The following is a 24,343-nucleotide window of genomic DNA, read 5'->3' as shown; positions in this document are numbered from 1 at the left end:
TTGGGTGGTCATCGGTTTTTTCGGTAAGGTCGGGTTGCGACCACCAACCTTCCCCAGGTACGACACCCGATGACCAACCCCATGATGGCCCTGCGCGCGCTCGTGGAAAAGATCGCCGATGCTGACCTGCTTCGAGAAAAGATCGGATTTGCGGCGGAGCGGCTTATGGAGCTCGAAGTCGGCGCCAGGACCGGTGCTGATTATGGCGAGAAGAGCACAGACCGTCAGGCGCAGCGCAACGGATACCGTGACCGGGACTGGCAGACCCGTGCGGGCAGCGTTGAGTTGCGCATTCCCCGGCTTCGCACGGGGTCCTACTTCCCGTCTTTCCTTGAGCCGAGGCGATCCGTGGAGAAGGCCCTGACGGCTGTGATCCAGGAGGCCTATGTTCATGGCGTGTCTACGCGATCGATGGACGATCTGGTGCAGGCAATGGGCGGGACCGGGATCTCGAAAAGCCAGGTCAGCCGTTTGTGCGAAGACATCGATGAACGTGTTGATGCTTTCCTGACCTGACCCATCGAGGGCGACTGGCCCTACCTGTGGATCGACGCCACCTACCTGAAGGTCCGCCAGGGAGGGCGCATCGTGAGCGTCGCAGTCACACTGGCGGTGGGGGTGAACACGGACGGGCGCCGCGAGGTGCTGGGCATGGCGATCGGCGCCTCTGAGGCTGAGCCCTTCTGGACCAAGTTTCTGCGAGATCTCATGCGCCGGGGCCTCAATCCGCCGACCAGTCGGCGCGATCCTGAAGGAACAAACCGAGGAATGGACCGTGCAGCGCGGCCGATACATGACACTGGAAACGCTTGCCCCGGTCTGCGATGATCTCACCTTCAGCTTGCCTGCAGCCCAGAGCGACTGATCAGCTCGGCCCGCTAAAAGACCGAGGCCTGAAAAGAGCTACACCACAACATGGGACGTCACCCTTTCGCATATTTCTGCTTGAGACGGATCCCTTTATACTGATTGAAGGGCGCGTCGGGGAGACGCTGACCTGTTACGGCTTCCGGAGCCGACCCGTAATGGTCCAGAACGGCCACGAGAGCGGGATTGCAGGTGACTGTGCCATCTTCGGCGTCGCCCAGAACAGCCGTCTTCATCCGATCAAAAAGGTTTTGCTGCGTGGTGCCGCCACAGGCATCAAAGACCATCACATGGCAACGCAGCACCCTCTCCAGGCTCTGGTTTGAACAGAACCAGCCCCAAAGCCACCGGCTGTTGCCCAGGACAAAGGAGAACAGCCACACCTTCCGGTAAACACTAGGCTCGTCAGTGAATTCGGTCACAAATTCCGCAAAGTCCACCTGTGCCTGTTCTCCCGGAGCTGTCTCAAAACGCCGTTCGAACGGACGGGGCGGACGCGGCCGGAGGGTGGCAGAAAATCCGTCAAGATAGTATAGCCACCGGAAAACCCAAGGGCGCGAACCTCCCGCAGAAGTCGGCGGCTGGAAAGGCTGGAACAGGCCACGACGCGCTCCGTTAGATAACCCTCATAGGCCTCGAGCAAGCGCGGCCGCGGTGCGCGCGGACCATAACTGGGCCCTTCAAGACCGCGCTCCAGATATTTGCGCACGGTTTTGCGACAGAACCCTGTCCCCGCATTCAGCGCCTCCGCGCAAATCAGTACGGCGTGTGAATCACGAAATCAGCCAATTGAGCAGGTTTTTCGAGGTGCCCAACTGCGCAACCCGCCCCAACGAGCGGCGACTGTCAGGTCAATATTGTTTCAGTACAGTCAATCAGGTTCTTATTTGTTGAGGCTGGCATCAGTCATCAGAACCAGAATTTAGAATAACATTTGATAATCAAACTTATCATCTTCACTTTTAACTTCATCAAAAGTGTCGTCTGTAAATGTAAGCTTCTCTCTACGGTGATCTTTTCCGCCCTCTGTCAACCATTCGATACAATCCTCTTTGATTTTTTTCACAAATTCGGTTCGATCTTGTTTATTGTTTGTCTCGCTATCTGCGAAATGTTGGATATACAGATAAATCAACTGCTTATTCAGCCCATGTATATTATTGTAAAGAAATAATTGCGGATTTTTTACTATGCAATCTGCGGCGCCGCTTATTACGTTGCATATGTTTTCTGACATCTCGTCTATAATATCGTCGAATATAACATCATTTTTTTTCTCAAGAATCTTCTTTTTAATTTGATCATAAAGTTTAAGATTCAGCAATAAGCTTAAGTCCTTTAGATCTTGTTGCGAGCAATCTCCGACTTCCTCCAGATCGAACTCCGTAGGGATCTTTAAGTTATTGTCGATAAGATCGCGATTGTGCTTGTTTGCTTTCTCCACAACACCGCTGACAATGAACATAATTGAGTCTTGAAGAAGGTTATGCAGAAGGGCAGCCTTTAATCTTTCTGTCTTAACCGCATTTACCTGGAGATATCTACTGCCAGATCTCCTCACTTGATTCTGCTGTATTAAACTTAAATGAGTGGTTCTTTCCCGCTCAATATGTTCGGGGTCGTTTCGATATTGTGGTCCGTAGTGTTTTTCAAGACTCTCTATTGACTCCGGGTATTGATGAAGAAATCCCTTCAGTTTATTTTCGATACTAGAATTCGTCTCTGTCGCAGCAGAGTTACCAGATTTGTTCGGAATGCGATTTCCGCGCATGGGACCTGCCAAATAAACCGGACCGACTTCTTCTTCGGCTTCGGGTCCATTTCGAGAAAGTGATACAATTTTTTCTTCAAGTTCTTCGAAGCTTTCTTCGAATTTCTTGAATTTACTCTTCAGAGGAGAAGAATCTCTGGAGGGCTCGTATCTGTAAAATGTTTTCTCTTCAAACAGCTCGCACCAGTCAGCAAGATTATTCTTTGTCAATTCGAAATAGTCATTGAATGTCTCTATCACTTTATCAAAGCTAACAGCGAGATCGGATCCTTCTCCCATCGGATGTCCGGCCTCTTCGGAAATGTTTAAATCGGGTAATTGCTTTCCAAGCTCTTGAATACGTTCTTCATAAGAAGATATCTTTTCATTCTTGTTTTCAACTATCTTGTTAATTTTCGATATTCTGCGTTTAAGCAACCGATTATATTCGGATGCGTCGTTTGGTCCGTTGTCGCAAGCCACTTGTTCTTTGTATGATCGATCGTTACTGATCTCATAGTCCGCCAGTTTGCAAACCTTGAATTTGCTGAAGATTGTGATGTTCTGACCACAGGACATTCGGACCCATTGATATCCAGAGCCACCGTCCGAGGAAACAACACTCTGTTCAACTTTGCTCATGATTGTCCACCCGAACCTTAAGTTTCCGGAAACCTCACAATCGTTCCCACCAGGTCATACCGACGGGGTGATCGGAATCAGCCATACCGGGCAAGGCACTTAATGCGAGACAGGATCTCAAGGCTCGAGATCCTGTCTCGCGCCGCGCGGTCCGCTCTCGTCTCGCCTGGCTGATCTTTCTTGCCTTGCCTTGTCTTATCATGACACCAGACCCGCCCCCCCAATTCCAGATCCCGCCGCCATGTTGACCCCACCCCTGAGCAAAGCGTTTCATTCCATCACCGCCTTGCTGCCGATTCCGAAAAGTCGCCGACTGTGATTGTATCAGGGATCAAAGCCCCGGGTGGCGGCGCCTTCAAGGCGCCTACCGTGCCATCAATAGAGGGGATAAAAACAGCAAAGACCGGAGGGAAATCAGAAGCAACTGACCAATCGTTACCAGTGTCTCGCGACCTGAATGCCAGCGCGCCTGACCCCCTCCAGACTTCCGAACCAAGCCTGCACTTTTACACCCGCGACCGTAACCGAATTAATGAACGTCCAAGACGCTACGGCACGTCGCTTGCGCATATGGAATTTCCGTGCAAGCTGATCCTGCTCAATTTTCAGCCATTCTTCCGTCCAAAAGAGGGGAACCAACGGGTCTTGTTGGGCTTAACATACATGCCCATTTCGACTGGACCATTCATTTCGCTAAATTCGCTACTGCCTGCATCTGAATTCTCATCGTCTTCGAGACTTTTTTGTAAATCTGCATTGTCTCTTCGCACCGCTTTGGGTATGCCCCGAGAGACAGGCTGGTCTTTACCAAGCAACTCAATCGCCTGCTTTAGCTGATCCAAAGTGCCGACCACTTGTTCGGGCTCAGCTTCTACATCAGCCTGCTTATGAACCGGCTCAAGCATTTCAACAGTCGATTTTTTCGAGTCGCGAAGCCAATCCACACCAGCATACTTCGTCTCAGGCTGTTTATCAGCCAGCTTCGGCTCAGGCTGTTTATCAGCCAGCTGCGGCTCAGGCTGTTTATCAGCCAGCTGCGGCTCAGGCTGTTTATCAACCAGCTGCGGCTCAGGCTGTTTATCAACCAGCTGCGGCTCAGGCTGTTTATCAACCAGCTGCGGCTCAGGCTGTTTATCAACCAGCTGCGGCTCAGGCTGTTTATCAACCAGCTGCGGCTCAGGCTGTTTATCAACCAGCTGCGGCTCAGGCTGTTTATCAACCAGATGCAGCTCAGGCTGTTTATTTGTTTCGGCAGTCCGGTCATCCGCCTCAGAGCCTTTGGCCGCGGGCTGACCGTTAATTACCAATTTCAGTGCATTAATAGCGGCTTGATATTCCGCGTATTTTTTGATCAACTCAGTTTGCGCTTTGTCGAAATCATACAGGCTTGCTTTGCCAGCTGATAGTAGGCCTTCCCATTCCTGCCTATTTATCTCATTTTGCTCGCGCCACGCATCGAATTTTTCAAAAACCTTTGCGAGGGCGGCCCCAAATTCCGGGACAACCTTCGTTTTTTCTTCGGCACTAAGACTTTCCCACACCGCCCTAAAATTGTCGAGATTGTCAAGTTCCGCCTCAATACATTCGTTTGTATCACTAATGTATTTATTCACGGCTATCTGCTTCGTAATGAGTGCCTGATGCCTAACATCATTGTTGCTGGGATCATTTTCTATTACTTCAATTTTATCGAATGTTTTGAAGACACTATTTTTAAGATTTTCTTTCAACTTATTTTGATCGTTTGCTGGGTCCAAGAACTCAGACGTGAGCCTATTAAGGACTGCGGCTTCTGTAAGCATCTTACTTTTCCCAATTTTCCGGTCCGTGTGGACTGAACAAGTTTCGGTAGGAGTGTATTCAACCGTGCTCTGCCTCCTTTGATTGTGCTATTTGATACGCATATTCGACACTTTGGAGATTTTTTGATTTTTCGGGTTGGGCGGTATTCCCTGAAGTCGTGAACCGCATCACCCGTCGGTGACACTTCACTCTCACCGGATCGGGCCATCTACCGAAAACTCGACTTGGCGCTAAAACATGGAGGGACTTTCCGGTTACCGGTATTTGTCAAGGAAGTTGTCCGCCGCTTTCGTGCAGCGTCTCCACCGTGTTGCGCAAATCACGAGCCGGGCCGCAGTGGTCTCTTACCCGGATTTTGGCACCATGAGATACGCTTGAACGTGGGGTGTCCGAGGGAAGTCATCTTGTTGAGGACCGAGACGCCGATCCGGCTCTCGGTTCTCTGATTGTCCAGGGTACGTGATTTCAGCCTTTCCCCGATGACCGACTTCCAGCGGCCCATGAGCGTTTCCACTCGCGCTTACTGGTCATATCCGGTGCTCTTTTGCCAGGCCATGCGGCCATGGGCCTTGATCGCCAGAACATCCAGATCCCGCGCGGTGGGGTTGATCTCGGCCTCAGGGCCGGCAACAGCCGTCTTCGGCGGCCGGATGATGATCTCCACATCGGCAAAGCGCTGCGTGATTTCGTTCCGGGTGGCGGTGCCATCATAGGCACCGTCTGCAAGAAAGCGGCGCACGGGTTCTTCAGTCTGGTCCAAAAGACCCGGCACGGCCGACGGATCGCCGATGTCGTCTGTCGTCAGTTCACTGCATTCGATCTGACCTGTCTCCAGATCCAGCCCCAAGTGGAGCTTGCGCCACGAGCGGCGCCTGGACGCCTTGCCGTGTTTGGTTTCCTGCCATTCTCCGGCCCCAAAGACCTTCAGGCCGGTGCTGTTCACCACAAGCTCAAGGGAACCCGGGCGCCTCGGATCGTTCCCGCGGCAAAGGCTCAAGCCCGCCGGCTCGGCGCGAGAGTGTGAAAAAGTCAGGAACGGACAGTTCCAGCTTTATCAGCTGGAACACCGAACGAAGAAACCCTTGGGTTTGCCGCAGGGCCAAATGGAAAACGGTCCGGATCTCCGGGCAAACCGTGACGGCAAGATCAGTGTATTACCCCCGACCGACCACGCTTTCCGGTGCGCACAACACCCCAGTGATGCGCCACGCTTTCATCAACCCAGACCGTGATGTCCCTACGCCGTCGCAGGCTTTCATTATACTCGGGACAGTTCGTTACACGATGCTTGGATTTCGCAAACTTGTGGCGACGAGATGCGTGGTGTTTGAACGGCATTCACAAAACTTCAGAAGCAAGGAAACGCCGAGCAGGTAAGCACGGAACCCGATTAATGCGATAAGGTCACTCCGCCAGTGGCGTTCAATACGTGTCCATTCGCTATTCGGAGCGGCTGCCAGAAGCAGGCATCGAACCGTCTGTCGGGAGCGCAGGTGACTCTTATAACAATGCCCTCGCCGAAACGATCAACGGTCTCTTCAAGGTCGAGGTCATTCATCGGCGCGGGCCGTGGCGAAGCTGCGAAGCTTTCGAGTTCGCGACACTCGAATGGGGCGACTGGTTCAATCACCGCCGCTTGCTGGAGCCCATTGGAAACATCCCTCCGGCTGAAGCGGAGGAACAATGTTGCGCCACACTGGATCAAACGGCTGTGGCTGTATAACTTAAACCAAATAGCCTCCGGCAAACCCGGCGCGGTTCAGTTAGTCGATTTCGGATAAGAGGTCCGGGTTCCTCACCAAGTTGCGTACGCCATGGGCACGTGTCTCCTTGAACGGATTGTTCGCGAGCCAGGCATCGAGTGAGGCAATGTCCAGCTTCACGACCCGCGGGCGAACGCTCCAGGTGACTTGGAAGGGCGAGCCCTTTTCGTTATAGGCCGGCCCCGTCGTTGACCCGGCATAAACGACCGGCACGCCGAGATCCATGGGCAGGTTTGGCACTTGGTTCAGGCCGCCGTGATTTTCGACCCGTGCCATTTTAACTAGGTCTGCAGCGCCAGGATCGTTGACCAAAACGGCCACCACCGCCTCGACACGCAGCTGTGGATTGCCGATCGTTTCGCTGAGGCAGGTGCCAAGTCCGTTGCCAAGCGTTGCCTTGATGGTAGAAAAGACGAAATGGATCTCGATGGTGTCGCCGGGAATCAATTCATCCCCCGTGTTTGAACCGACAGGGCGTTGCCTCGGTGCCAGCTCCGCCGCGCTCAGACGCCCGTCATAAAGAAAACCGGTGCCGTAGCCGCGACCGTCGCCGTTGCCGGCGAAAGTAGTAAAGTCTCCACCCCTGTGTTCCGCGTTCTTGTGGAAATGAATGTCGCAAAGCGTCATGCGGCTTCTGTCCGGCACCGTGCTGAAAACGCGACGATTGTTGCCCCAGCGGTTGTCAATGTCGCGCGGCGATTGCGGACCGAACCCTCTCCCGACGGTCGTGGCCGCCAGAACGGTGCGTTGCTTGAGGATTGTTTCGTCCGCAACGGCCGCGCCGTTTTCGGGGGCTGCTTCCAGGTAAAAGTCGAGGGCGCCCGCAACCAACAGGAAAGTTGAGAACGCTATGAAATTCCGGCGCATCTTGGTCCTCGTTCAATTTGGTTCTCTTCGCCATGATGAGCGCCAATAATCCTGCCAGCGCGCGCGCTCATAGGCACAACCAGCCGGCTGGCTCAAGCCCTACCGATGTCATCGATAAATGCCTCACCGCCGCGGCAACCGGCAATGCGGTATTGTCGTGCCGGTAGCAACAGAGCGAAGATCATCTGGCTCGGCTTAACCGCACGATCCCACCAGCAAGTGCAAATGCGGCGTGGCGCGATGCCGGACGGGCATGCGACGGAGCAAATTCACTTGCTGCGACGATCCCCAACCCAGTCGGCGACAGGAATCTTATGTCGGTATCGTCGATTGGCTTGCGCTTGGGGTAATCCGTTCGAGTGTTCAGTTCCACACGAAGGGGCATGGGATCTCGCGTTTCGCGCTGCTGTAAAGCTGGTCTGTCAAAAAGCGCATCAGGTCGGACCAACGGGAAACGCCGACCTTCGAGAAGGCGTTGTTCTGAAGGAGTTCGGCACTCTCCGGACGGATCTGAAGAATGTCGGCACAGTCATGAACGTCATAGCCCTGCAGGCCGAGCCGTGCGATTGCGCTTTCTTCATCCGTCAGGTTCCAGGCTGTGAAATGGGTTTCCAGCATCATGGCAAATGCATCCGACGCTGCCTTGATTCGCTGGTGGAGTTTCACTGGGTGGTTCATCTTGCCCTCGCCACGATATGTTGCCGATGACCGATATCTAAAGGACAGATGCTGCCTTGACCTGTGACAATTAACACTCAGCAAGGCACATAATCGGAACAGCCTGTGTCCCTGACCTGAAGGCTTTTGTGAGGATTGCCGCTCGCAAGCAGCGCCGCGGGTATGTTCTTCGTGTCGCCAATGCCTGACTGGACTGTGTGGTTCTGAAATCTCGCAATGCAATTGGGTCTCACGCCACGGGAGAAGCCCTGCCAGAAATAGCAAGAAGAAACACAAAACTTTCGATATCGGCAATCACCTCGAAAATAACTAATTTCCGTAACCCCCTGTGCCGAACGGCACAGGTATTCACGGTCAATATCAATCATACTCTTTTTGCTGACAGGAAGTCGGCCGACGAAACCTGGTTTGAAGAGCAAATCCTGCTCAATTATTTGTTTCTGAAAATCGGTTGCGATCGAAGTGGAGTAGTTCCCACCTCCCCCCGCTTCGATTGCTAACAGGCCGGCAGTGTCATTTGACACTGCCGGCCTTTCTTTTTTGCCTCAATAGGTTGCTCGGCTGAACGTGGAAGGTTAAGAGCGTTCTACTTATGGGCGTGTCTTGTCGACGCACTCTCTCCACTCTTCGGCAGAAATACGGGAACCTTCATGAGCGACAGTCCGGTCGAGACCAGCCTTATCAATCTAACCTCAGACATTGTGACCGCCTATGTCAGCAACAACATGGTCACAACGACCGAACTGACGGATTTGATCGGCTCCGTTCATCAGGCGTTGCATGCAGCAGCTGCTGTGGCAGAGGAGCCGGAAGAGGAAAGACTGATTCCGGCCGTTCCGATCAAAAAATCCGTGCAGCCGGATTATATCGTCTGCCTGGAAGACGGCAAAAGGTTCAAATCCCTCAAGCGCCATCTGCGTGCCGCCTATAACCTGACTCCAGAGGAATACCGGGGCAAGTGGGGGCTAAAGGAGGACTACCCGATGGTTGCGCCCAACTATGCGGCCGCTCGTTCGGAACTCGCGATAGAATTAGGCCTGGGTCGCAAGTACAAGCGCTTAAAGCACCCACAAACGCGGACATGATGGAACGGTATCTTTCCCAGCGAGCAGGGTGCCCTTTATTGGTCGGATTTCAGGCGTTCATCTCGCTGGTGTAATTGTTCCATAGGCCGAACGCATCTTTCCTTGCATGCTGGTATGAGGCTGCGGACAGTTTGTATCGACGCGGCCGGAAGATGCTGTTGATCTGATCGTGCGCGGACAAGAAGCGTTGAGCTTGGCGGGGCGATTTGAACCCGCCCATGATTTTCTCCCGCTTGTGTGTCGGGCGATGGGAATTCTCAATCCTGTTGTTCAACCCCTTGTGAGCACGATGATCGGCATCCGGAGCAAGAGCCTGAACCGGTTTGATGTAGCTGCGCAGTTTGTCAGTCACCACGACCCTGGGCTCGCCGTATTGCGCGACCAGCGCACCGAAGAAACGCTTGGCCGCCTTGGCATTTCGGCGAGATTGGACCAGGATGTCGAGCACATCTCCATCGCCGTCAATTGCCCGCCAGAGCCAGTGTTTCACACCGCCAATGACGATCACGGCTTCATCCAGATGCCATTTGTTGTTGGGCTTTGGTCGGTCCCGGCGAAGGCAACGCGCATAATGTCGGCCAAATCGGTTCACCCATTGGCGGATCGTTTCCCGGCTGACACCAATACCCCGCTCCGCGAGGAGATCTTCAACGTCTGCCGTACTCAGCGCAAACCGATGATAGGCCCAAACCGCATAAGAAATGATCGACCTGGGAAAACGGAAGCCCTTCAGGCGCGGCAAATCTGAATTCTGAAACATCACGGTGACCTACCAAACCAAAACCCAATCAACAAGTTGGCGAGGCCAGTCCTAGACATCGCTCTGACCTCGACAAAAAATTTGTGACACTACCCATGAACGCGACACGCCATGGGGGACAGGCTGCCCCCCCCTGGAAAACCAGAAAACCGGGGCCCAATCGGGGCCCCGGTTCTCAACAAGATGACGTCCCTCGGACATTCCCGCATCCGGGCGTATCTCATGACGCCCAATACCGGGAAAGGGACAGCCCCGTTCACATTCCGGATTCACACGTCCGATGTCGTTCCGGTCCGCGACGGTTCGTCAACGACCTTCAGCAGCGGTGATTCCTTTGCTATCTCTAATTGTTCTTCACGTTCATCACGATATGCTTTCGAAGTGAGAACGTTAAAAACATGGTTGGGCACGCCCACAGAAGATCCCGCTCCCGATGAGCGACCTGCGTCGTTGTCCAGGTCTGATTGTTCACTTTTCTTCGAAGAAACAGCGACCGGACTTGCAAACTTACCGCGCGGAGCGGCCCATCTACTAACGTCGTTGTCCAGGTCTAATTGTTCACTTTTCTTCGGGGAAACAGCGACCGGACTTGCAAACTTACCGCGCGGAGCAGCCCATCTCTTCGTCCCAGTTTCAACATCAACTTGCTTGGCAGGGAGGATGGCAAGGTTAACTTCGGACTTGCCCCCAGAAGATCCCGCGCCCGCCTTCTCCTCGTCGTATTTATCCAGCATAGCATTCACAAATGCTGCCGAAGCGAACTGAAAATTGCCTGGGCCGTTTTTCTTGTCCTCATTCGAGAACCGATCATCAGCACTAAGCGCGGAAGCATAATAGTCGCCTGTCTCATCGCATGAAAGGCTGAAAAGCATTCCGACACTATTGCTTGGTATTAAATCGGCGTTTCCTTGAGCTTGGCGGAAGCGTGAGATCACTTCCAAAGTCTCCCTAAAAGCCGTCGGCAATTCTTTTATCGCCGGAAGCGTCTCCGGACGTACCTTCGGACGTTCCTCCGGACTTACTTTCGAAATCACCCCTTTAGCTCTATCTTTTGTAGCCTTAGCGTCTTCCTTTTTAAGTGCATTCATTAATTCTTGATTGCCTAATTCAAAATCAACAACATTTTTGGCATACTTTTCGCTTTCCTCCACAGTAACACCAAGCCTTATGTTCTCCTTGAAAGCGCTGGAAATGTCTTGAAAGTTCACGCCTTTAAGATTAGGCCCTTCAAAAGTATAGTCTTTTACTTCCTCACTTCTTGTCGATCCTCGTTTCACCATTTTGTCGAACTTAACAACTTCAGAAAATTCCTGTAAAAGCCTCACATGTTCCTTTTGGCCAGGCATACGGAACATACCTTTCTTTCCCAATATCTCTGGATTAGCCAGAATAAATTCGCAAAATTTCCTGTTCTGCTCAATGGCAGCCTCACGTGTAATTGGACGGGTTTTGCTTGCTTGGGAAATACCTATCTTAATCTGTTGAGCCGTCAGACGCTTACGTGGACCCATCGACGCGCAGGAACCATTGTAAGCCTCTCGACCCGCATCGCCGAATTTATCAACGAGAGCCTTACGAAATGCTGTTTGGGCTTTAATGTTGGAGTTATTCGTGAACACGTCTCTAATCCAGCGGACAATCCGCCCGGCAAGAGTTGCTTTCGGCATTTGAGCAAGAACTTCGCCCTTTTTTACATAAACGTTGCCAGAAACGAGCTTGCCACCGGAGGTCTTCTCACCGCGGTTCCGTGCAAGACTCGCATTTGTAAAATCGAGTAACGGGCCCGTATTCAGACTTTTCAAGGGGCTGTCAGTCATAATTTAATCTCCAAATATTCGTTGGGTACACCCACGTCACCCGGCTCCGGGTGACGTGAATTCAGATGAAGCGTCTCTGAACTATTCAAACGCTCATGCCAAAGGGTGGATATATTGATGAATAGTTCTATTTTTTCTTGAAGCGCGAAAGACGAATTGTCGGCAATACTCACCACCTGCGACAGATTGACAAGGTTTGATTCGGCATCAATGTTAAAGCTCATGCCATGTCCATCCGTAAGCTCAGCGTTCGCATGCATGAGAGACTTGAGCCGCTCCAAATCATCGCAAGGCCGCGTGCACAGGATGGCATTGAAGAGCAGAGTCTGGGTGTCGTCCCGCCACCGCATCATCATGTAGAGCTCATTTTCCAGGTCCAGAAGGATGATGTTTTCTTCATCCAGGCAAAGACCGTCAAACCCTATCCTTTTGCCAATCTCAAGAAGAAGAGAATCAAGTATTTCGCGCATAATTTCTCCGCAGCTCCGAATCCATTCACCTAATCGAGATTGGAGCGTGTTGCGTTAAATTGAATTGAGGAAATCGCCCCGACACATTCGCGATGCGAACGCTGCCTCGGACGGCCTCCTGAACCGCGTAACCGCGACACGCTCCCGCGCGGGCACCGGCTGAACTCGACATTCGCCCAGTGTCCTTTTGCGCTGTGTTGCCCTGGACATTTGCCCAAGCCGAAGCTTCTTGTCTCACCCGATGGGCCGGGCCTCAATCGCCCAATCCCCGCGCCAATCCAACCACACGGCCCAGCTTCAGTTTTCCGATTAAAGTCTAATTCCGGACTTCACGCTGTACCAATTGACACGGCATCGCCAAATTTGCCCGTACGGTCAAAGGTCTTTCGCGCTTTCGTTTTCAGGCGGCGGCGCCGCGGGTCTGGTTCCGCTCCGCGTGGGGCGGGGTCATGTTCATGTAATTTCGGCTGAGCCGTTTGCCAGCGGGGATATGCCTCATGCCTGAGCCTGGTCGCAGCCGTGTTCAGGCATGGCCTACCGTCTGCAAAGGCGCAGGCGACACGCGTACGCCGCCGGACCTTCTTCATGATGGTAGTGTCGCAAACTTTTGTCGTAGTCGGAGCTCTGGCTTTGTCTTGACACAGTTATCCTGCGAGTTGCCTGAACTGGCGGTAAGCAGGCACACCCGGCTTGTAGTTGTCCCTTTCGGATCATGTGCGCCGTTTCAATGCCGTCGTCCAGCGTCGCACTTGCTGAATGAAAGGCCTTGAAGCCCATCATCGGCCTTGTCAGCTTCTTGATAAACCGGTGGTCCTGTTCGATGATGTTGTTCAACGCCTGCTAGCGCTCGACAAAGCGATCGGCGCGAACAGCCGGGTCCGCAACCGCCGCCCGCTCACGCTCCATGCCGGCAACAAGATGATCGACACGGCCCCGGCCGGACCGCTCCCCTATCGCCCGCGTGGTCTGCGGATCGCGCTGCACCGCCGATTTGATCAGCTCCAGGGAACCGGGCCACGCCTGGTCGAGCTGACGGCCGGCCTCCTGCATTTCCCGTTTCTGACTTTCCAGAAGTGGCAAGCTCTGCTCACGCTGCTTTTGTCCGGCGCAAAACGCCCGCGCATAACGATCGACAGCCGCTTCAAACGGGGAGTGCCGGCGCAGCCGCTCAGCAAGCCTGTCCTGGCCGATATCCTGGGTTTCCGGCGGGCGCTCAGGGTGCGGCCGGGCATTGAGCTTGAGACCGTCGAACATGCTGCGCCGCAGCTTGCCGACCTGCGGTGTTTCCACCGGTCCCGAGCAGCCTCAGGCCCAATCTCAGGCCCCAAGCCGGCCCCCAAGCGCGCCCCTAGCCCCTTGATCTCAATCTCGCTGTTTATACCCAGGGAGTTTGCTATGCCGCGACGCTCTGCAAAAGCGGCGGAATAATCCAGCGTCGTTTCCTTCACGCTGGCACGCGACAAACGGGCTTCCAGCTGTCCATAGGCCAGCTCTTGCGCCCCCATCACCTTCCCCGGTGTCATTCGTCACAGGTGGCTCCTATCCTGACGCGCTATATGAGGATCAGCAGCGGGGCGAGGCTCGTGTGAGCCGAAAGTTTCCTCCCAAGGCCGTCCCGCTGCTGTTCTCTCTTGGTTTGAACTTAGAGCGCCCGTTCCTCGTGAGCGGGCGTTTTTTTCTCCGCCGCGATCGCGACAAGATGCGCAACAAGTCTGACGCCAAGCATCGGGTTTGTCGGCAAGCGGGAAAGGGAGTTCGATTTGGCGAATGCACCGAACCGATGGGGACTGGCCGAGGACTGGGGGGAATTTCGGCGCGCTGTGCGGGGTTGAACTTTGGCCGAGGGTAGTGGCCGCGTCTGAAGCGATTGTGCGTCTGGATTGAAAGGGAACCCATCCTACTCATCGAACAGTGCTTCTGGCACAGGAAGGACCCCGAAACCCTTCAAGGGGGTTGCTATTCAGACCCATGTCAGGGGCCACAAAGGGCAAGCCCGGGCGGTCATAACCGTAAGCGCCCGCCCGGTTTGTTGTGCGGCTCCCTGTCCCAATTAGCACTGCCACGTGCCTGGCGCGCGCCTATACCTCCTTTAATGCAAACCTTCCCAGCCTTACGGCTTAATGCAAAGAATAAGGTAACATCATGAGTATTCCCAAACCAAGATTAGGTGGTGGCGGCAATAACAATGCCATCAATGCCAACAACAATAACAATCAGCCTGCGGTTGATAACGGCCAAGTGGGTGCTCAGAGGGCTCCTGCTCCGGGTAACCGAAATGTCCGCTTCAACCCCGCGCCTGCTCAAGATGCGCCTGCTCGAGTTAACGGCGCGCCTAATGAACAACAACAGCGAATAGAGCACTTACGCGACGACCGGAACAACGCGGGCGGCACAAACCCCACGGCGGTGAATGTTGACGGAGCCGTGGAAAACAATCTTCGTCGGCAGCGGTTCTCCCCTGGTGAAGCACGGCAGCTCATGAATTCTGAACAGGTGCCGAACGAGCTGATCACTGAGCAAACCCGAATTTGGGGATCCCTCGATGATCGAGAATCAGACTTTGTAGGCAAAACAATTACAGCCAATCTGACGTTGATGGAAATCAACCAGGAGCCGTTGGCAAGCGTTGATGGTTTTGTTCAATATCTGAATGAACACAACGTGACGGATGACGTACCCAATATGGTCACGGCGGTTAGGAGCTACATTGAGCATATCCGGCAGGCCAGTGAGAACAATAACGCCAACAATACCAACGATCTGGTACTTGATCCTGCCGCGGGCAACAATAACGCAAACAACAGCCTGATAGCCGCATTGCAAAAATTGTTCCCCTCTTCTACCCCAGAAATCAATGATGATGCGTGCGGTGAATTCGCGACGATTGAGAATGCCAGCGTCGACGAATTTGTAAAACTTATCAAAAGTGGAACAATATCTCGTGGCGACGGCGAGGGAAACTCTTGGTATGCTGTCGGTCAATATAAGCGCTATAAAGACCGTACATAAATCCGGTCTTTGCCCCCAGTCGCCCCTTCTCCGAACTTTAGGCATCATGCGATGCACTCGAACGTGGGGCGTGTGCGGGTAATCATCTTGCCCGGAACCGAGATGCCGACTTGCATCTCGGTTCTCTGGTCTTCACAGGGCCCGTGTGGACGCCTTTCTTTTGGCCCTGCTTGTCCCGGAGCATTTCATCGAACAGGCCAGGCGTCCTGAATCTGATGTCCTGAGCCCCGTCCCGGCGATAGTCTGTCTTCCGGTCCAGACCGGAACCCACGCATTTGCCACCGGCCAAGCGATCGACGCCACCTTCGGCTCTCGCTATGACGGCCATCATTTCAAATGGATCGGCACTCCGGATAGCGGATCGACGCGCTGCTGTCGCAAGGACGGATCGTGTTGTGTTGCATGACAGCAAATGTCCGGATATGGCGACAGCCATGCACGGCATTCTCCAAATGATTGCGCGCGCCCCTCCCCCTCCCCACTTCTCTTTGTCCCGCAGGCTCCTGATCGGGTCGGTTCATTCGAACACAAAATCAAAACCGGAGAATTCATGAGCCAAGCAATCAGGGCATGGGCCGCGTTCAAGAACATGGCAAGAGCGGCCGCACGCGATCCCGTATGGGCGGTAACCGCAATCGTGCTTGCGCCCATTCGGGCGATCAAACCACTCTTCTACGCGGTTGTCCTGCTCTCGCTCGTTGCTCTCGTCGTTGTTGGCGGCGGGCATTATGGGTTGGGCAAATTGGGCTTTGCTGCCGGCACCATTCCGGTCCTCTTGCTCGACATAGCGTCAGTCATCCTGCTGCTGACCATCACGTTCCGTCTCATCACCAATCCCATGATCCATCATTTTGGAACCACCGGTGGAGCAACCCACGGCTCCGCCCGCTTCGCGACCACGAAAGAGATGGCGCCCTTTTCGCAAAAGTCTTCCGGCCTCCTCATCGGCCGGGACCCCAAGTCGAAAAGGCTCCTGCGCTATGACGGCCCGTCCCACCTCATCACTATGGCGCCGACCAGGACCGGAAAAGGCGTCGGCACCCTCATTCCAAATCTGCTGACCGCCGATCGCTCCATCATCTGTATCGATCCCAAGGGAGAAAACGCAAAGATCGCCGGCCGCGCCCGAGAACAGTTCGGACCAGTCCATGTGCTCGATCCCTTCGGCGCGACCGACACCCGGACCGCCACCTTCAATCCCATGGACAGTCTTGACCCGGATGGCCTCGACCTTGCCGAGGACGCCGGAACGCTCGCCGATGCCCTCGTCTTCGACGAACCGGGCATGTGCGGTGACGCTCACTGGAACGAGGAGGCCAAAGCCCTGGTCGCCGGCCTGATTCTCCAGATCGTCTCCCATGAGCCCGCCACCCGGCGCACCCTCATGACCCTCCGGGAGAACCTCACCCTCGCCCCGGACGCCTTTGCCGCCCTTCTCAAACAGATGCAGGCCTCAACCGCGGCAAATGGACTGGTCGCCCGCGCCGCCAATCGACATCTCGGCAAATCAGACCGGGAAGCGGCCGGCGTCCTGTCCGCCGCGCAGCGCCACACCCACTTTCTCGATTCACCGCGCATGCATCGCGTCCTCGATGACAGTTCCTTCTCCTTCACGGATCTGAAGCGCAAAAACGCAACCGTCTTCCTCGTCCTGCCCCCCGATCGCCTGTCAACCTATTCCCGCTGGCTGCGCCTCATAATCACACAAAGCCTGCTCGACATGGTCCGTAATCCGGTACAGCCCGCCTCCCCCATTCTCTACCTGCTCGATGAGTTCGCCGCCCTCGGTCACCTGGCCGCCATCGAGCGCGCCATGGGCCTCATGGCCGGCTATGGCGTTCAGCTCTGGCCGATCCTTCAGGATATCCACCAGCTGCGGGCGACCTACGGACAAAAGGCCGGCACCTTCCTCTCCAATGCCGGCGTTCTTCAGGTCTTTGGTGTCAACGATCATGACAGCGCCCGCCTCGTCTCCGATCTGCTCGGACAGGAGACCGCTGTCTTCCAGACCATGGCCCGCGCCCTCGATGCAGAGGCAACCGGCATCACATGGTCCACGCACCATGTCGCGCGGCCCCTGCTTACCCCCGACGAGGTCCGCAATCTGCCCGGCCAGTCAGAGCTTCTCTTCCTGGCCGGCCAAAGGCCCGTCATCGCCGCAAAGCTGGCCTACTTCACGGACCCCGAGTTCAAGGGCAAATTCGACCAGGGCTGATGGCAATGGAGCCCCCGCCTGGCATGAGCATCCCGGCAATCCGAAATCTGACGACGACGCTGGAGGCAGCGCGTCTGTTCCCTGCCCGGCGACAGGCAAGCGTGCCGGCATCGGGCCAATCCTCTGAGCAGCCACAACAAGTTGGTCGGAAAAGGAAAAAAGAGGCTTCGCGATCGCAACTTTGGCTGATACAACCAAAAAACTCGCTATCGGGGCGAGTGGCCATTGTTTTGCGGCAGCGACCACCCACCCCTAACGAGTAACCAACCGTAGCTTGGTACCCGCACGGCGTGTCTATAACACACCATCACCAAGTTTAGGGAGTGCTGTCTTCACAGGACCCCACAATTACCCACCCCTGTGAACAAAGACAGTAAGCTCTCTGGCCGCCAGGCCATCCAAAGCAGGGGACGCACATTGCCCGCGGCCCCCCCTGCAACCGGTGGCCAGAGAGCGCTCTCAACAAAACGCGAGCGCCGCCGCCTTCAGCACGGCACTGAAGGCCCTTCAAAGTACTCTCCGACAAACCAATCCAGGAACGACGGTGACGCCAGCCAATCGCGCGCGAAACCACTTTGCGACAGACTCATCGCATCTGCGAAGACGAGTTGCCGCCCGACGCCGGCATTGCGGACAAAACGGTCCTTCGCGTAGCACCGAATGGACGTAAACCGCGTACATCAAGGAGGGGATTTTATGCAGGAATTGGCTGTCTCAGATGAAGGATGAACCGGCATTCAACCTGGTCGATACCCAAGACGCGAGTCTTAGAGCGGAGCGTTTGTTCAATGAGGTGCGGTTGCTGGTCGCTGCCGCCGTGCCGATCGCCGACATTCGTCACATTGGAGCGACTGCGGTTCCAGGCTGCCTCACCAAGGGAGATTTAGATATCGTCGTTCGCGTGCTGGCTGATAAATTCGAACAGGCTGATCAAGCGTTGAGTCTTTTGTTCCCGCGAAACTTTGGTTCAATCAGAACATCCACCTTCTCTGCTTTCGAAGATTCGGCAAAGGCACCGCATCTCGGCGTGCAGCTGGTTGCGATAGATGGCCCCCACGATTTCTTCCACCAATTCGCTGAGGCACTCAAGATGTCACCCGAACTTCTGCAAGCGTACAACGAGTTGAAAATGGAATTTGCCGGTCGCGATAAGACCACATATCGGCGGGCCAAGGACGCATTCATCGAAAAAGCACTCGCTGGCTATTGCCGTCGCAAATGACCGCAATGGTGAAGGTTGTCCGATGCGGGCCGGAGCGAGAGGGATCGTCTTTGTGGGGCCACAGCCCGGGTTGGAAAACCCTCACCGAAGCGGATCTTCAACCTGACCGGAGGAAGGTCTATATGGGATATCGCAAGATAAATCCTTCAATCTAGGCGTTCTATATGGCTTCAATCCCCCAAGAGGTTACCGAAGCTATCTCCTATGACGGCAAGGACCACGGTGAAGGCGAGAAGGGATACTGGTTCATTCATCCACTCGGCGACATCGTTACCGCATGTGCCCAGGCAGGGCTTGCTGTAGTCGAACTGAGGGAATACGGGCACACCATTCGTGAACCGGAGTACGATTGTTACGAGGGTCGCGCCGCACAGATTCCGATGAGCTATTGTCTCGTAGCTCAAAAGCTGACGAGCGCCAAAGGTCGATAGCCGCCATTCGTGGCCAGCGCGACGTTGAACTCTGTAGGCCCTAACCGGTCAAAGCCGTTGCTTAATTTTGAGACACTATGGACATTGAACTAAGTGCTGCACGCACCGGGTCGTAAGCGTCCGGTGACGCTCAACGGGCTCAATCCGGAAGCCTATTTGCGGGACGTGCTGACCCGCATCGCCGATCATCCCATCAATCAAATTGGTGATCTGTTACCGTGGAAAATAAGAGAGACGACAAGTGACGTCAGAGATCCCAGCCTTGGGTCTCCGGGAGGCAACCCTTAGTCTTGTCGAACACGACCCCAGATGGGCTGACCTATACGAATCCGGGCTTGATGATGTAGACGCCCACCGCTGGCTCTGATGTGGGAAGGTGGGATTTTCTCGATCCTACAGGAGGCGTCAATGTCTGAAGTTCACACAATCGGTCTTGATCTTGCGAAGTCTGTTTTCCAGGCCCACGGAGCTGATGGATCAGGTGAGGTTGTTTTTCGCAAGCGACTGCGTCGGAAACAGGTTTTGGCTTTTTTCGCTGATCAGCCGCGCTGTTTGGTTGCGATGGAGGCTTGCGGTAGCGCCCATTACTGGGGGCGTGAGCTTGCTCGGCTCGGCCATAAAGTGAAGTTGATACCACCAATCTACGTAAAGCCGTTCGTAAAGCGCCAAAAGAACGATGCTGCGGATGCCGAAGCGATCTGTGAAGCTGCCAACCGCCCGACAATGCGCTTTGTGCCGGTGAAGAGTGAAGAACGTCAGGGCATTGCGGTTTTGTTACGCACGCGAGAAATACTGATCCGACAGCGCACACAGACCATCAATGCATTGCGCGGTCATTTGGCGGAGTTTGGCGTGATTGTTCCAAAAGGCGCAAGCAATGTTGCAAAGTTGATTGAGCGTATTGCCTCTCCTGAAATCTCTCTTCCCGAGGTGGCACGAGCAGCCCTGAGTTATTTAACAGACAGCTTGTTGCGATTGGAAGATCAGGTGCGGGAACTGGATCGTGAGATTGCCGGTCTCGCCAGGGCGAATGAAACGGCGCGGCGGTTGATGACAATTCCTGGAATTGGCCCTTTGATTGCCGTTGCCATGGTGGCCCTGGCTCCTCCGCCAGAAACTTTCCGGCGCGGACGAGACTTTGCAGCTTGGTTAGGACTGACTCCGAGGCAAAATTCGACAGGTGGGAAACAGAGGCTGGGGGCCACGACAAAGATGGGAGAGCGCTCCCTGCGTCGTCTCCTGATTATTGGTGCAAACAGTGTGGTCATGTGGCGCTCAAAGAAAGGAGCTGCGCCGGGAACATGGCTTGAGGGGATGCTTGCGCGCAAGCCAGCCATGCTGGTGAGAGTGGCGCAGGCGAACAAGATGGCACGTATTGTCTGGGCGATCATGTCAGGCAATCAGACATACCAGGCTCCGGTCGCTCAAGCATAATAAAGCAAGCGACTGCGGAGACGGCGGCGCAAGAGAGGTCTTTGGAAGTTTGGCACAACAATCATGGGATGGGGTCGGGGAAACCAGTTTGCGACACAGTGCCTTTGAGCACGTGGGCTTGATTTGGACTCGACCTTCGAACACCATACGGGCCAGCGGCAGTTGAAAGGCCGCATTACAGGCCGGACACATGTCAGAACCCGACTGTGCCAGAAAAATCCAAAATTTTCTCTTGCAATTCGGGCGTCTACACATGTCGCAACTTTCGCCGACGGGCAGCTTTCTCCCGTTTCGGGAGCGATTTTCAGGTTTCGTTAACTTTTTCAAATCCGAAGAGCACCGCAAGCAGATCGTTCTGTTCGCGAACGCTCCACTGACCGGTAAAGTCGAAGCCCTTCTTCAGCCACAGCATGGCTTCAAAACCGGCGATGGATTTTCTGGCTGAGTTGAACGACCGGAACCCACCGACCTTCGGCATGTTCTTCTTCACCCTGAAATGATCGCTCTCGATACCCTGTTGCAAATGCTTGGTCACATAGTGCACCGGATCCGGAGCAAGCAGGCCGCCGTCAACCGCATCCCCGATAGCCGGAGGAAAAGTGCTGGCACCATCTGTGCCGATTTTGCCCGGTGACAGCAGCGGGGCACCCTTCAACATTTTTCGAAAGAACCGCTTAGCCGCATTCAGATCGCGCTTTGCCGTGAGCAAGAAATCGACCGGATTTCCATGCTTGTCGATGGCCCGATACAGATAGCGCCATTGGCCCTTGATGCGGACATAGGTCTCATCTACGCGGACCGAGCCGCAAAGCGGTCTGCGGAAACGCCGCAACCGTTTCTCCATCAGAGGAGCGTAGGTCAGAACCCACCGGTTGATGGTGCTGTGATCGACTTCAAAGCCGCGTTCCAGAAACATTTCTTCCAAGTCCCGATAGCTCAGCGGATAACGCAAGTACCAGGAGACTGCCTGGATGATCAGCCAGGCCTCGAACTGTCTGCCTTTGAAGTCATCCTTCGACTGGCGTTTCAGTTTTTCAACGATGGCACTCAGAATCATGACGCGGCACTCCAATTTCTGGAGCGCTCTTTCAACAGCCAAGTCTCAAGGCGTGGTTAACGCGAAAAACTTTGCGACACGCCCGAGTTTTGCCGCCCTGGCCGAAGGTCTTCAGAATGCGCTCTGGTCGGTGGGCGGAGCGCCGGCGTCTCATCGCAGTGACAGTCTGTCTGCAGCTTTCGGCAACCTCGATGGCGGCGCGCGGGCGGATCTCACGACGCGCTATGATGCCTTGTGCGCCCATTACCGGATGACGACGGCTGAGACAAAAGCTTTCGGCACTACCTGTGTCAAATGGGACAAAAAGTGCCTTTTTGGCATGCAAAATTCAATTAACAGTTGGCTTGTTCCCGCTTGCCGTCGCCGTTGACACCACCCTCTCTCAAAGTTTCAACATCAATCGGGACATCCCTATGTCAAATAGTACGGCCATTTACTCTTCATGAATTATACTGATTTGCATACCGTGCCACAAACCTTCACGGTAAAAAACTTATAGCAAGAAAATATCGAGGTATCAAAATGGTTAATATAGTCAGTTATCCTTCTTGTCTATTCGATGGCCTTGGTCGTGTCAGTAGTTCCGTGCAAAACATCTCCAAAAGACTGTTTAGGGGGATGTTCAGTTACCTGTACCAAGGCCCCCGGCGTGTTAGAGAGATGCCAAACAACGTAGCAGTACTCCGAGAATCTCGGTATGCTCCCGGCAACATGCCCGAGAAATCCAGGGTATCCTATAAACCAGAAATTCCGGGCGCAGAGGTTGTTTACTATGGTTTAGGAACCATGGACCAACTTGGATATCGGTTCGCCGGATTTTATAGGGGCGTTCTCTACAATCCCGAAAAGGTTCCGAGTGGTGCCGATTGGAATAAATTGCTGAAAGATGACCATTTGGTTGTCCAGTCATTCTGTGAAGTTTTGTCTCGTCACCATGGTCTGGCTTATACCGCTTCGCTATCCGAATTGGACGAAAAGCAGGCGCTGGATCCTGTTAATTGGGAGAGTTGGAGCTCAACGCACCAGGAAATTGCCTTTAGAATGGTAAGCGCTCATTTCCGTGCACGTTGACGCCAGCGCTTTGGCCGGACGTGTTCGAATGGGAGAGCGTCCGGTTCGATCAGGCTGTGGTTGTTTTCGGGAAGTTGAAGGGCAGCAGATCGTTGCTGTCGGCGTCACCGGCGCGCTGCGGTAATTCGGCGAGGACATGGCGCAACCAGGCCAACGGCTCGACGCCGCAAGCCCGGCAGGTCAACATCAGACTGTAGACGACGGCGCTGGCCCTGGCTCCCTCGACAGTGTCGCTGAACAGCCAACTCTTCCGGCCGGTGGCAAAGATTCTGATATCGCGTTCGAGAAGGTTGTTGTCTATCGGCATCCTGCCGTCCTCGGTGTAGCGCGTCAGATATTCCCATTGGTTCAGGGTATAGGAGACGGCATCGCCGAGCTTGCTGTCCGGCAAGACCTTGGGGGCAATCGCGTCGAGCCATTCCTTGAGGGCGTTCAGGACAGGGACGCTGTGTTGCTGACGAAAGCGGCGCATGCAGTGATCTCGCGTTTCACCCTTGTCCGGCTTTTCGTTTCGCGCCTGGCCTTCAACCCGGTAGAGCTGCTCGAAGAACTTGAGCGCCTGCTCGGGCGGCCCGCCGGGTTTGTTTCTCGTCTTGAGCGCATTGACAAAGCGCCGTCTTGAATGGGCCATGCATCCAAAGTGGGTGGCGCCCTCCAGCGTGCGCCAGGCGGAATAGCCATCGCTCATCAACAGGCCGCGATAGTCGCCGAGAAAGGCCTGCGGGTAGATCTGGCCGCGGCCCGGCTGATAATCGAGCAGCATGATCGGCTCGTCGCTGTCCTCGCCGCTGCGATAAGCCCACATAAACGATGTGCTGGTGGCTTGCTTGTCCTTTTCCTTCAGCACCTGGACCGTCGTCTCGTTGCCATGGATGAGGGGCTGTAATCTCAGCCGCAGCTTCAGCGCATCATAGATGCGGGCGAGATGCCTCTCGCTCGAGCCGATCACCCAATGCCCCAGAGCGCCACGGCTGACGGGAACGCCGGCGCGCTCGAATGTTTGCGCCAAGCGGTAGAGCGGCGTGCCGTCGACATATTTGTGAACCAGGGCGAAGGCCAGCGTCGAGGCCGTGGCGATGCCGCCCGGCAACGGTTGCACGGGCATCGGTGCGGTCACGCACCGGCGTGTTGATGCCGGTGCGGTCGCAATGACGGCAAGCATATTTGAACCGCACATTCTGCAAGACCTTCGCCTTCACCTCAATGTGAAGCTGTTCGGTAACGGTCTCGCCCATGCGATGCATCCGGCCATGACAGCAGGGGCAGGCCTTCTGATCGTCGGGAAGGTCATATTCGACGCGCTCGCGCGGCAGGTTTTCCGGCAGCGGCTTGCGTCCACGTTTCTTGGCCGCAGGTTTGTCCGCGGGCGGCAACCCGGTGTCCGGCAGATCAACAACAGCGC

General features: G+C 54.8%; 20 protein-coding genes and 5 pseudogenes. 11 read left to right on the top strand and 14 right to left on the bottom strand.

Translation table 11 applies throughout. From position 1 onward, the window contains the following. Positions 1 to 69: 69 nt before the first annotated feature. Positions 70 to 723: pseudogene (locus SIAM614_RS27405) on the top strand (IS256 family transposase); the annotation flags it as partial. A 200-nt stretch (positions 724 to 923) separates the two neighbouring features. On the opposite strand, the gene SIAM614_RS27400 reads toward SIAM614_RS27405, so the two are convergent. The 5 genes from SIAM614_RS27400 to SIAM614_RS33150 form a co-directional block, all read right to left on the bottom strand. Further along, positions 924 to 1,466: a DDE-type integrase/transposase/recombinase gene (locus tag SIAM614_RS27400; protein ID WP_081455367.1), complete on the bottom strand. Its 543-nt coding sequence runs from the start codon at positions 1,464 to 1,466 to the stop codon at positions 924 to 926. Between the two features lie 323 nt (positions 1,467 to 1,789). Further along, positions 1,790 to 3,259 carry a hypothetical protein gene (locus tag SIAM614_RS27395; RefSeq protein ID WP_040441310.1) on the bottom strand — a complete coding sequence of 490 codons (1,470 nt, stop codon included), beginning with the start codon at positions 3,257 to 3,259 and terminating at the stop codon, positions 1,790 to 1,792. A 605-nt stretch (positions 3,260 to 3,864) separates the two neighbouring features. Next, positions 3,865 to 5,061 (bottom strand): hypothetical protein, encoded by a 1,197-nt coding sequence (locus SIAM614_RS27390; protein ID WP_006939623.1) that lies wholly within the window; start codon positions 5,059 to 5,061, stop codon positions 3,865 to 3,867. Positions 5,062 to 5,582: 521 nt separating this feature from the next. Continuing rightward, positions 5,583 to 6,005 carry a transposase gene (locus tag SIAM614_RS33155; RefSeq protein WP_229598022.1) on the bottom strand — a complete coding sequence of 141 codons (423 nt, stop codon included), beginning with the start codon at positions 6,003 to 6,005 and terminating at the stop codon, positions 5,583 to 5,585. Between the two features lie 7 nt (positions 6,006 to 6,012). Further along, positions 6,013 to 6,165 carry a transposase gene (locus tag SIAM614_RS33150; RefSeq protein ID WP_229598010.1) on the bottom strand — a complete coding sequence of 51 codons (153 nt, stop codon included), beginning with the start codon at positions 6,163 to 6,165 and terminating at the stop codon, positions 6,013 to 6,015. A gap of 302 nt (positions 6,166 to 6,467) precedes the next feature. On the opposite strand from SIAM614_RS33150, the pseudogene SIAM614_RS27380 reads away from it, so the two are divergent. Continuing rightward, positions 6,468 to 6,785: pseudogene (locus SIAM614_RS27380) on the top strand (integrase core domain-containing protein); the annotation flags it as partial. A 40-nt stretch (positions 6,786 to 6,825) separates the two neighbouring features. On the opposite strand, the gene SIAM614_RS27375 reads toward SIAM614_RS27380, so the two are convergent. Both SIAM614_RS27375 and SIAM614_RS27370 read right to left on the bottom strand, forming a co-directional pair. Beyond that, positions 6,826 to 7,692 carry a delta-class carbonic anhydrase gene (locus SIAM614_RS27375; RefSeq protein WP_040441309.1) on the bottom strand — a complete coding sequence of 289 codons (867 nt, stop codon included), beginning with the start codon at positions 7,690 to 7,692 and terminating at the stop codon, positions 6,826 to 6,828. A 363-nt stretch (positions 7,693 to 8,055) separates the two neighbouring features. After that, positions 8,056 to 8,370 (bottom strand): helix-turn-helix transcriptional regulator, encoded by a 315-nt coding sequence (locus tag SIAM614_RS27370; protein WP_157140128.1) that lies wholly within the window; start codon positions 8,368 to 8,370, stop codon positions 8,056 to 8,058. Between the two features lie 650 nt (positions 8,371 to 9,020). On the opposite strand from SIAM614_RS27370, the gene SIAM614_RS27365 reads away from it, so the two are divergent. Next, entirely contained in the window at positions 9,021 to 9,455 is a 435-nt protein-coding gene (locus tag SIAM614_RS27365) for a MucR family transcriptional regulator (protein WP_006939597.1), read from the top strand. 49 nt (positions 9,456 to 9,504) lie between these two features. On the opposite strand, the gene SIAM614_RS27360 is transcribed toward SIAM614_RS27365, so the two are convergent. The 5 genes and pseudogenes from SIAM614_RS27360 to SIAM614_RS27345 all read right to left on the bottom strand — a co-directional run bounded on the left by SIAM614_RS27360 (position 9,505) and on the right by SIAM614_RS27345 (position 13,792). Further along, entirely contained in the window at positions 9,505 to 10,215 is a 711-nt protein-coding gene (locus tag SIAM614_RS27360) for an IS6 family transposase (protein WP_006939596.1), read from the bottom strand. A 269-nt stretch (positions 10,216 to 10,484) separates the two neighbouring features. Continuing rightward, positions 10,485 to 12,032: a Rho GTPase-activating protein gene (locus SIAM614_RS27355; protein ID WP_006939595.1), complete on the bottom strand. Its 1,548-nt coding sequence runs from the start codon at positions 12,030 to 12,032 to the stop codon at positions 10,485 to 10,487. Beyond that, positions 12,029 to 12,502: a CesT family type III secretion system chaperone gene (locus tag SIAM614_RS27350; protein ID WP_006939594.1), complete on the bottom strand. Its 474-nt coding sequence runs from the start codon at positions 12,500 to 12,502 to the stop codon at positions 12,029 to 12,031. Before SIAM614_RS27350 ends, SIAM614_RS27355 begins: the two co-directional genes overlap by 4 nt. A 644-nt stretch (positions 12,503 to 13,146) precedes the next feature. Then, positions 13,147 to 13,336 (bottom strand): annotated as a pseudogene (locus SIAM614_RS31785) (DDE-type integrase/transposase/recombinase); the annotation flags it as partial. Positions 13,337 to 13,342: 6 nt separating this feature from the next. Next, positions 13,343 to 13,792 carry a hypothetical protein gene (locus tag SIAM614_RS27345; RefSeq protein WP_006939593.1) on the bottom strand — a complete coding sequence of 150 codons (450 nt, stop codon included), beginning with the start codon at positions 13,790 to 13,792 and terminating at the stop codon, positions 13,343 to 13,345. Between the two features lie 852 nt (positions 13,793 to 14,644). Here SIAM614_RS27345 and SIAM614_RS27340 point away from each other — a divergent pair. From SIAM614_RS27340 to SIAM614_RS27315, 6 genes and pseudogenes are all read left to right on the top strand, one after another. Next, positions 14,645 to 15,511 carry a hypothetical protein gene (locus SIAM614_RS27340; RefSeq protein WP_040441306.1) on the top strand — a complete coding sequence of 289 codons (867 nt, stop codon included), beginning with the start codon at positions 14,645 to 14,647 and terminating at the stop codon, positions 15,509 to 15,511. Positions 15,512 to 16,061: 550 nt separating this feature from the next. Beyond that, complete coding sequence (locus SIAM614_RS27330) at positions 16,062 to 17,726, top strand: type IV secretory system conjugative DNA transfer family protein (RefSeq protein ID WP_006939584.1); 1,665 nt, start codon at positions 16,062 to 16,064, stop codon at positions 17,724 to 17,726. Positions 17,727 to 18,444: 718 nt separating this feature from the next. Further along, positions 18,445 to 18,948: a GrpB family protein gene (locus SIAM614_RS27325; RefSeq protein ID WP_006939581.1), complete on the top strand. Its 504-nt coding sequence runs from the start codon at positions 18,445 to 18,447 to the stop codon at positions 18,946 to 18,948. Between the two features lie 164 nt (positions 18,949 to 19,112). Then, on the top strand, positions 19,113 to 19,379 hold the full coding sequence (locus tag SIAM614_RS27320) for a hypothetical protein (protein ID WP_006939580.1): 267 nt from the start codon (positions 19,113 to 19,115) through the stop codon (positions 19,377 to 19,379). Positions 19,380 to 19,508: 129 nt separating this feature from the next. Beyond that, positions 19,509 to 19,667, top strand: a pseudogene (locus SIAM614_RS31500) (transposase domain-containing protein); the annotation flags it as partial. 120 nt (positions 19,668 to 19,787) lie between these two features. Then, entirely contained in the window at positions 19,788 to 20,813 is a 1,026-nt protein-coding gene (locus tag SIAM614_RS27315) for an IS110 family RNA-guided transposase (RefSeq protein WP_040440254.1), read from the top strand. A 304-nt stretch (positions 20,814 to 21,117) separates the two neighbouring features. Here the strand turns inward: SIAM614_RS27315 and SIAM614_RS27310 are convergent, their stop codons facing one another. After that, a complete protein-coding gene (locus SIAM614_RS27310; RefSeq protein WP_006939578.1) occupies positions 21,118 to 21,870 on the bottom strand; it encodes an IS6 family transposase in 753 nt (250 codons plus the stop codon). Positions 21,871 to 21,955: 85 nt separating this feature from the next. Between SIAM614_RS27310 and SIAM614_RS32280 the strand changes: the two are divergent. Both SIAM614_RS32280 and SIAM614_RS32275 read left to right on the top strand, forming a co-directional pair. Then, positions 21,956 to 22,123, top strand: a pseudogene (locus SIAM614_RS32280) (IS21 family transposase); the annotation flags it as partial. 458 nt (positions 22,124 to 22,581) lie between these two features. After that, a complete protein-coding gene (locus SIAM614_RS32275; RefSeq protein WP_157140127.1) occupies positions 22,582 to 22,941 on the top strand; it encodes a hypothetical protein in 360 nt (119 codons plus the stop codon). A gap of 49 nt (positions 22,942 to 22,990) precedes the next feature. On the opposite strand, the gene tnpC is transcribed toward SIAM614_RS32275, so the two are convergent. Beyond that, positions 22,991 to 24,103 carry an IS66 family transposase gene (tnpC, locus tag SIAM614_RS27300; RefSeq protein WP_324294006.1) on the bottom strand — a complete coding sequence of 371 codons (1,113 nt, stop codon included), beginning with the start codon at positions 24,101 to 24,103 and terminating at the stop codon, positions 22,991 to 22,993. Positions 24,104 to 24,343 lie beyond the last annotated feature (240 nt).

Source organism: Roseibium aggregatum IAM 12614 (assembly GCF_000168975.1).
Lineage (GTDB): Bacteria > Pseudomonadota > Alphaproteobacteria > Rhizobiales > Stappiaceae > Roseibium > Roseibium aggregatum.
The sequence above is the reverse complement of the archived record's forward strand: the minus strand, read 5'-3'. Positions and strand labels throughout refer to the sequence as shown.

What these genes read in the sequence shown, in the direction of transcription:
- SIAM614_RS27395 (WP_040441310.1), bottom strand. Translation starts at nt 3,259, where the DNA reads ATGAGCAAAGTTGAACAGAGTGTTGTTTCCTCGGACGGTGGCTCTGGA.
- SIAM614_RS27390 (WP_006939623.1), bottom strand. Translation starts at nt 5,061, where the DNA reads ATGCTTACAGAAGCCGCAGTCCTTAATAGGCTCACGTCTGAGTTCTTG.
- SIAM614_RS27375 (WP_040441309.1), bottom strand. Translation starts at nt 7,692, where the DNA reads ATGCGCCGGAATTTCATAGCGTTCTCAACTTTCCTGTTGGTTGCGGGC.
- SIAM614_RS27370 (WP_157140128.1), bottom strand. Translation starts at nt 8,370, where the DNA reads ATGAACCACCCAGTGAAACTCCACCAGCGAATCAAGGCAGCGTCGGAT.
- SIAM614_RS27365 (WP_006939597.1), top strand. Translation starts at nt 9,021, where the DNA reads ATGAGCGACAGTCCGGTCGAGACCAGCCTTATCAATCTAACCTCAGAC.
- SIAM614_RS27360 (WP_006939596.1), bottom strand. Translation starts at nt 10,215, where the DNA reads ATGTTTCAGAATTCAGATTTGCCGCGCCTGAAGGGCTTCCGTTTTCCC.
- SIAM614_RS27355 (WP_006939595.1), bottom strand. Translation starts at nt 12,032, where the DNA reads ATGACTGACAGCCCCTTGAAAAGTCTGAATACGGGCCCGTTACTCGAT.
- SIAM614_RS27350 (WP_006939594.1), bottom strand. Translation starts at nt 12,502, where the DNA reads ATGCGCGAAATACTTGATTCTCTTCTTCTTGAGATTGGCAAAAGGATA.
- SIAM614_RS27340 (WP_040441306.1), top strand. Translation starts at nt 14,645, where the DNA reads ATGAGTATTCCCAAACCAAGATTAGGTGGTGGCGGCAATAACAATGCC.
- SIAM614_RS27330 (WP_006939584.1), top strand. Translation starts at nt 16,062, where the DNA reads ATGAGCCAAGCAATCAGGGCATGGGCCGCGTTCAAGAACATGGCAAGA.
- SIAM614_RS27325 (WP_006939581.1), top strand. Translation starts at nt 18,445, where the DNA reads ATGAAGGATGAACCGGCATTCAACCTGGTCGATACCCAAGACGCGAGT.
- SIAM614_RS27320 (WP_006939580.1), top strand. Translation starts at nt 19,113, where the DNA reads ATGGCTTCAATCCCCCAAGAGGTTACCGAAGCTATCTCCTATGACGGC.
- SIAM614_RS27315 (WP_040440254.1), top strand. Translation starts at nt 19,788, where the DNA reads ATGTCTGAAGTTCACACAATCGGTCTTGATCTTGCGAAGTCTGTTTTC.
- SIAM614_RS27310 (WP_006939578.1), bottom strand. Translation starts at nt 21,870, where the DNA reads ATGATTCTGAGTGCCATCGTTGAAAAACTGAAACGCCAGTCGAAGGAT.
- SIAM614_RS32275 (WP_157140127.1), top strand. Translation starts at nt 22,582, where the DNA reads ATGCCCGAGAAATCCAGGGTATCCTATAAACCAGAAATTCCGGGCGCA.
- tnpC (WP_324294006.1), bottom strand. Translation starts at nt 24,103, where the DNA reads ATGCTTGCCGTCATTGCGACCGCACCGGCATCAACACGCCGGTGCGTG.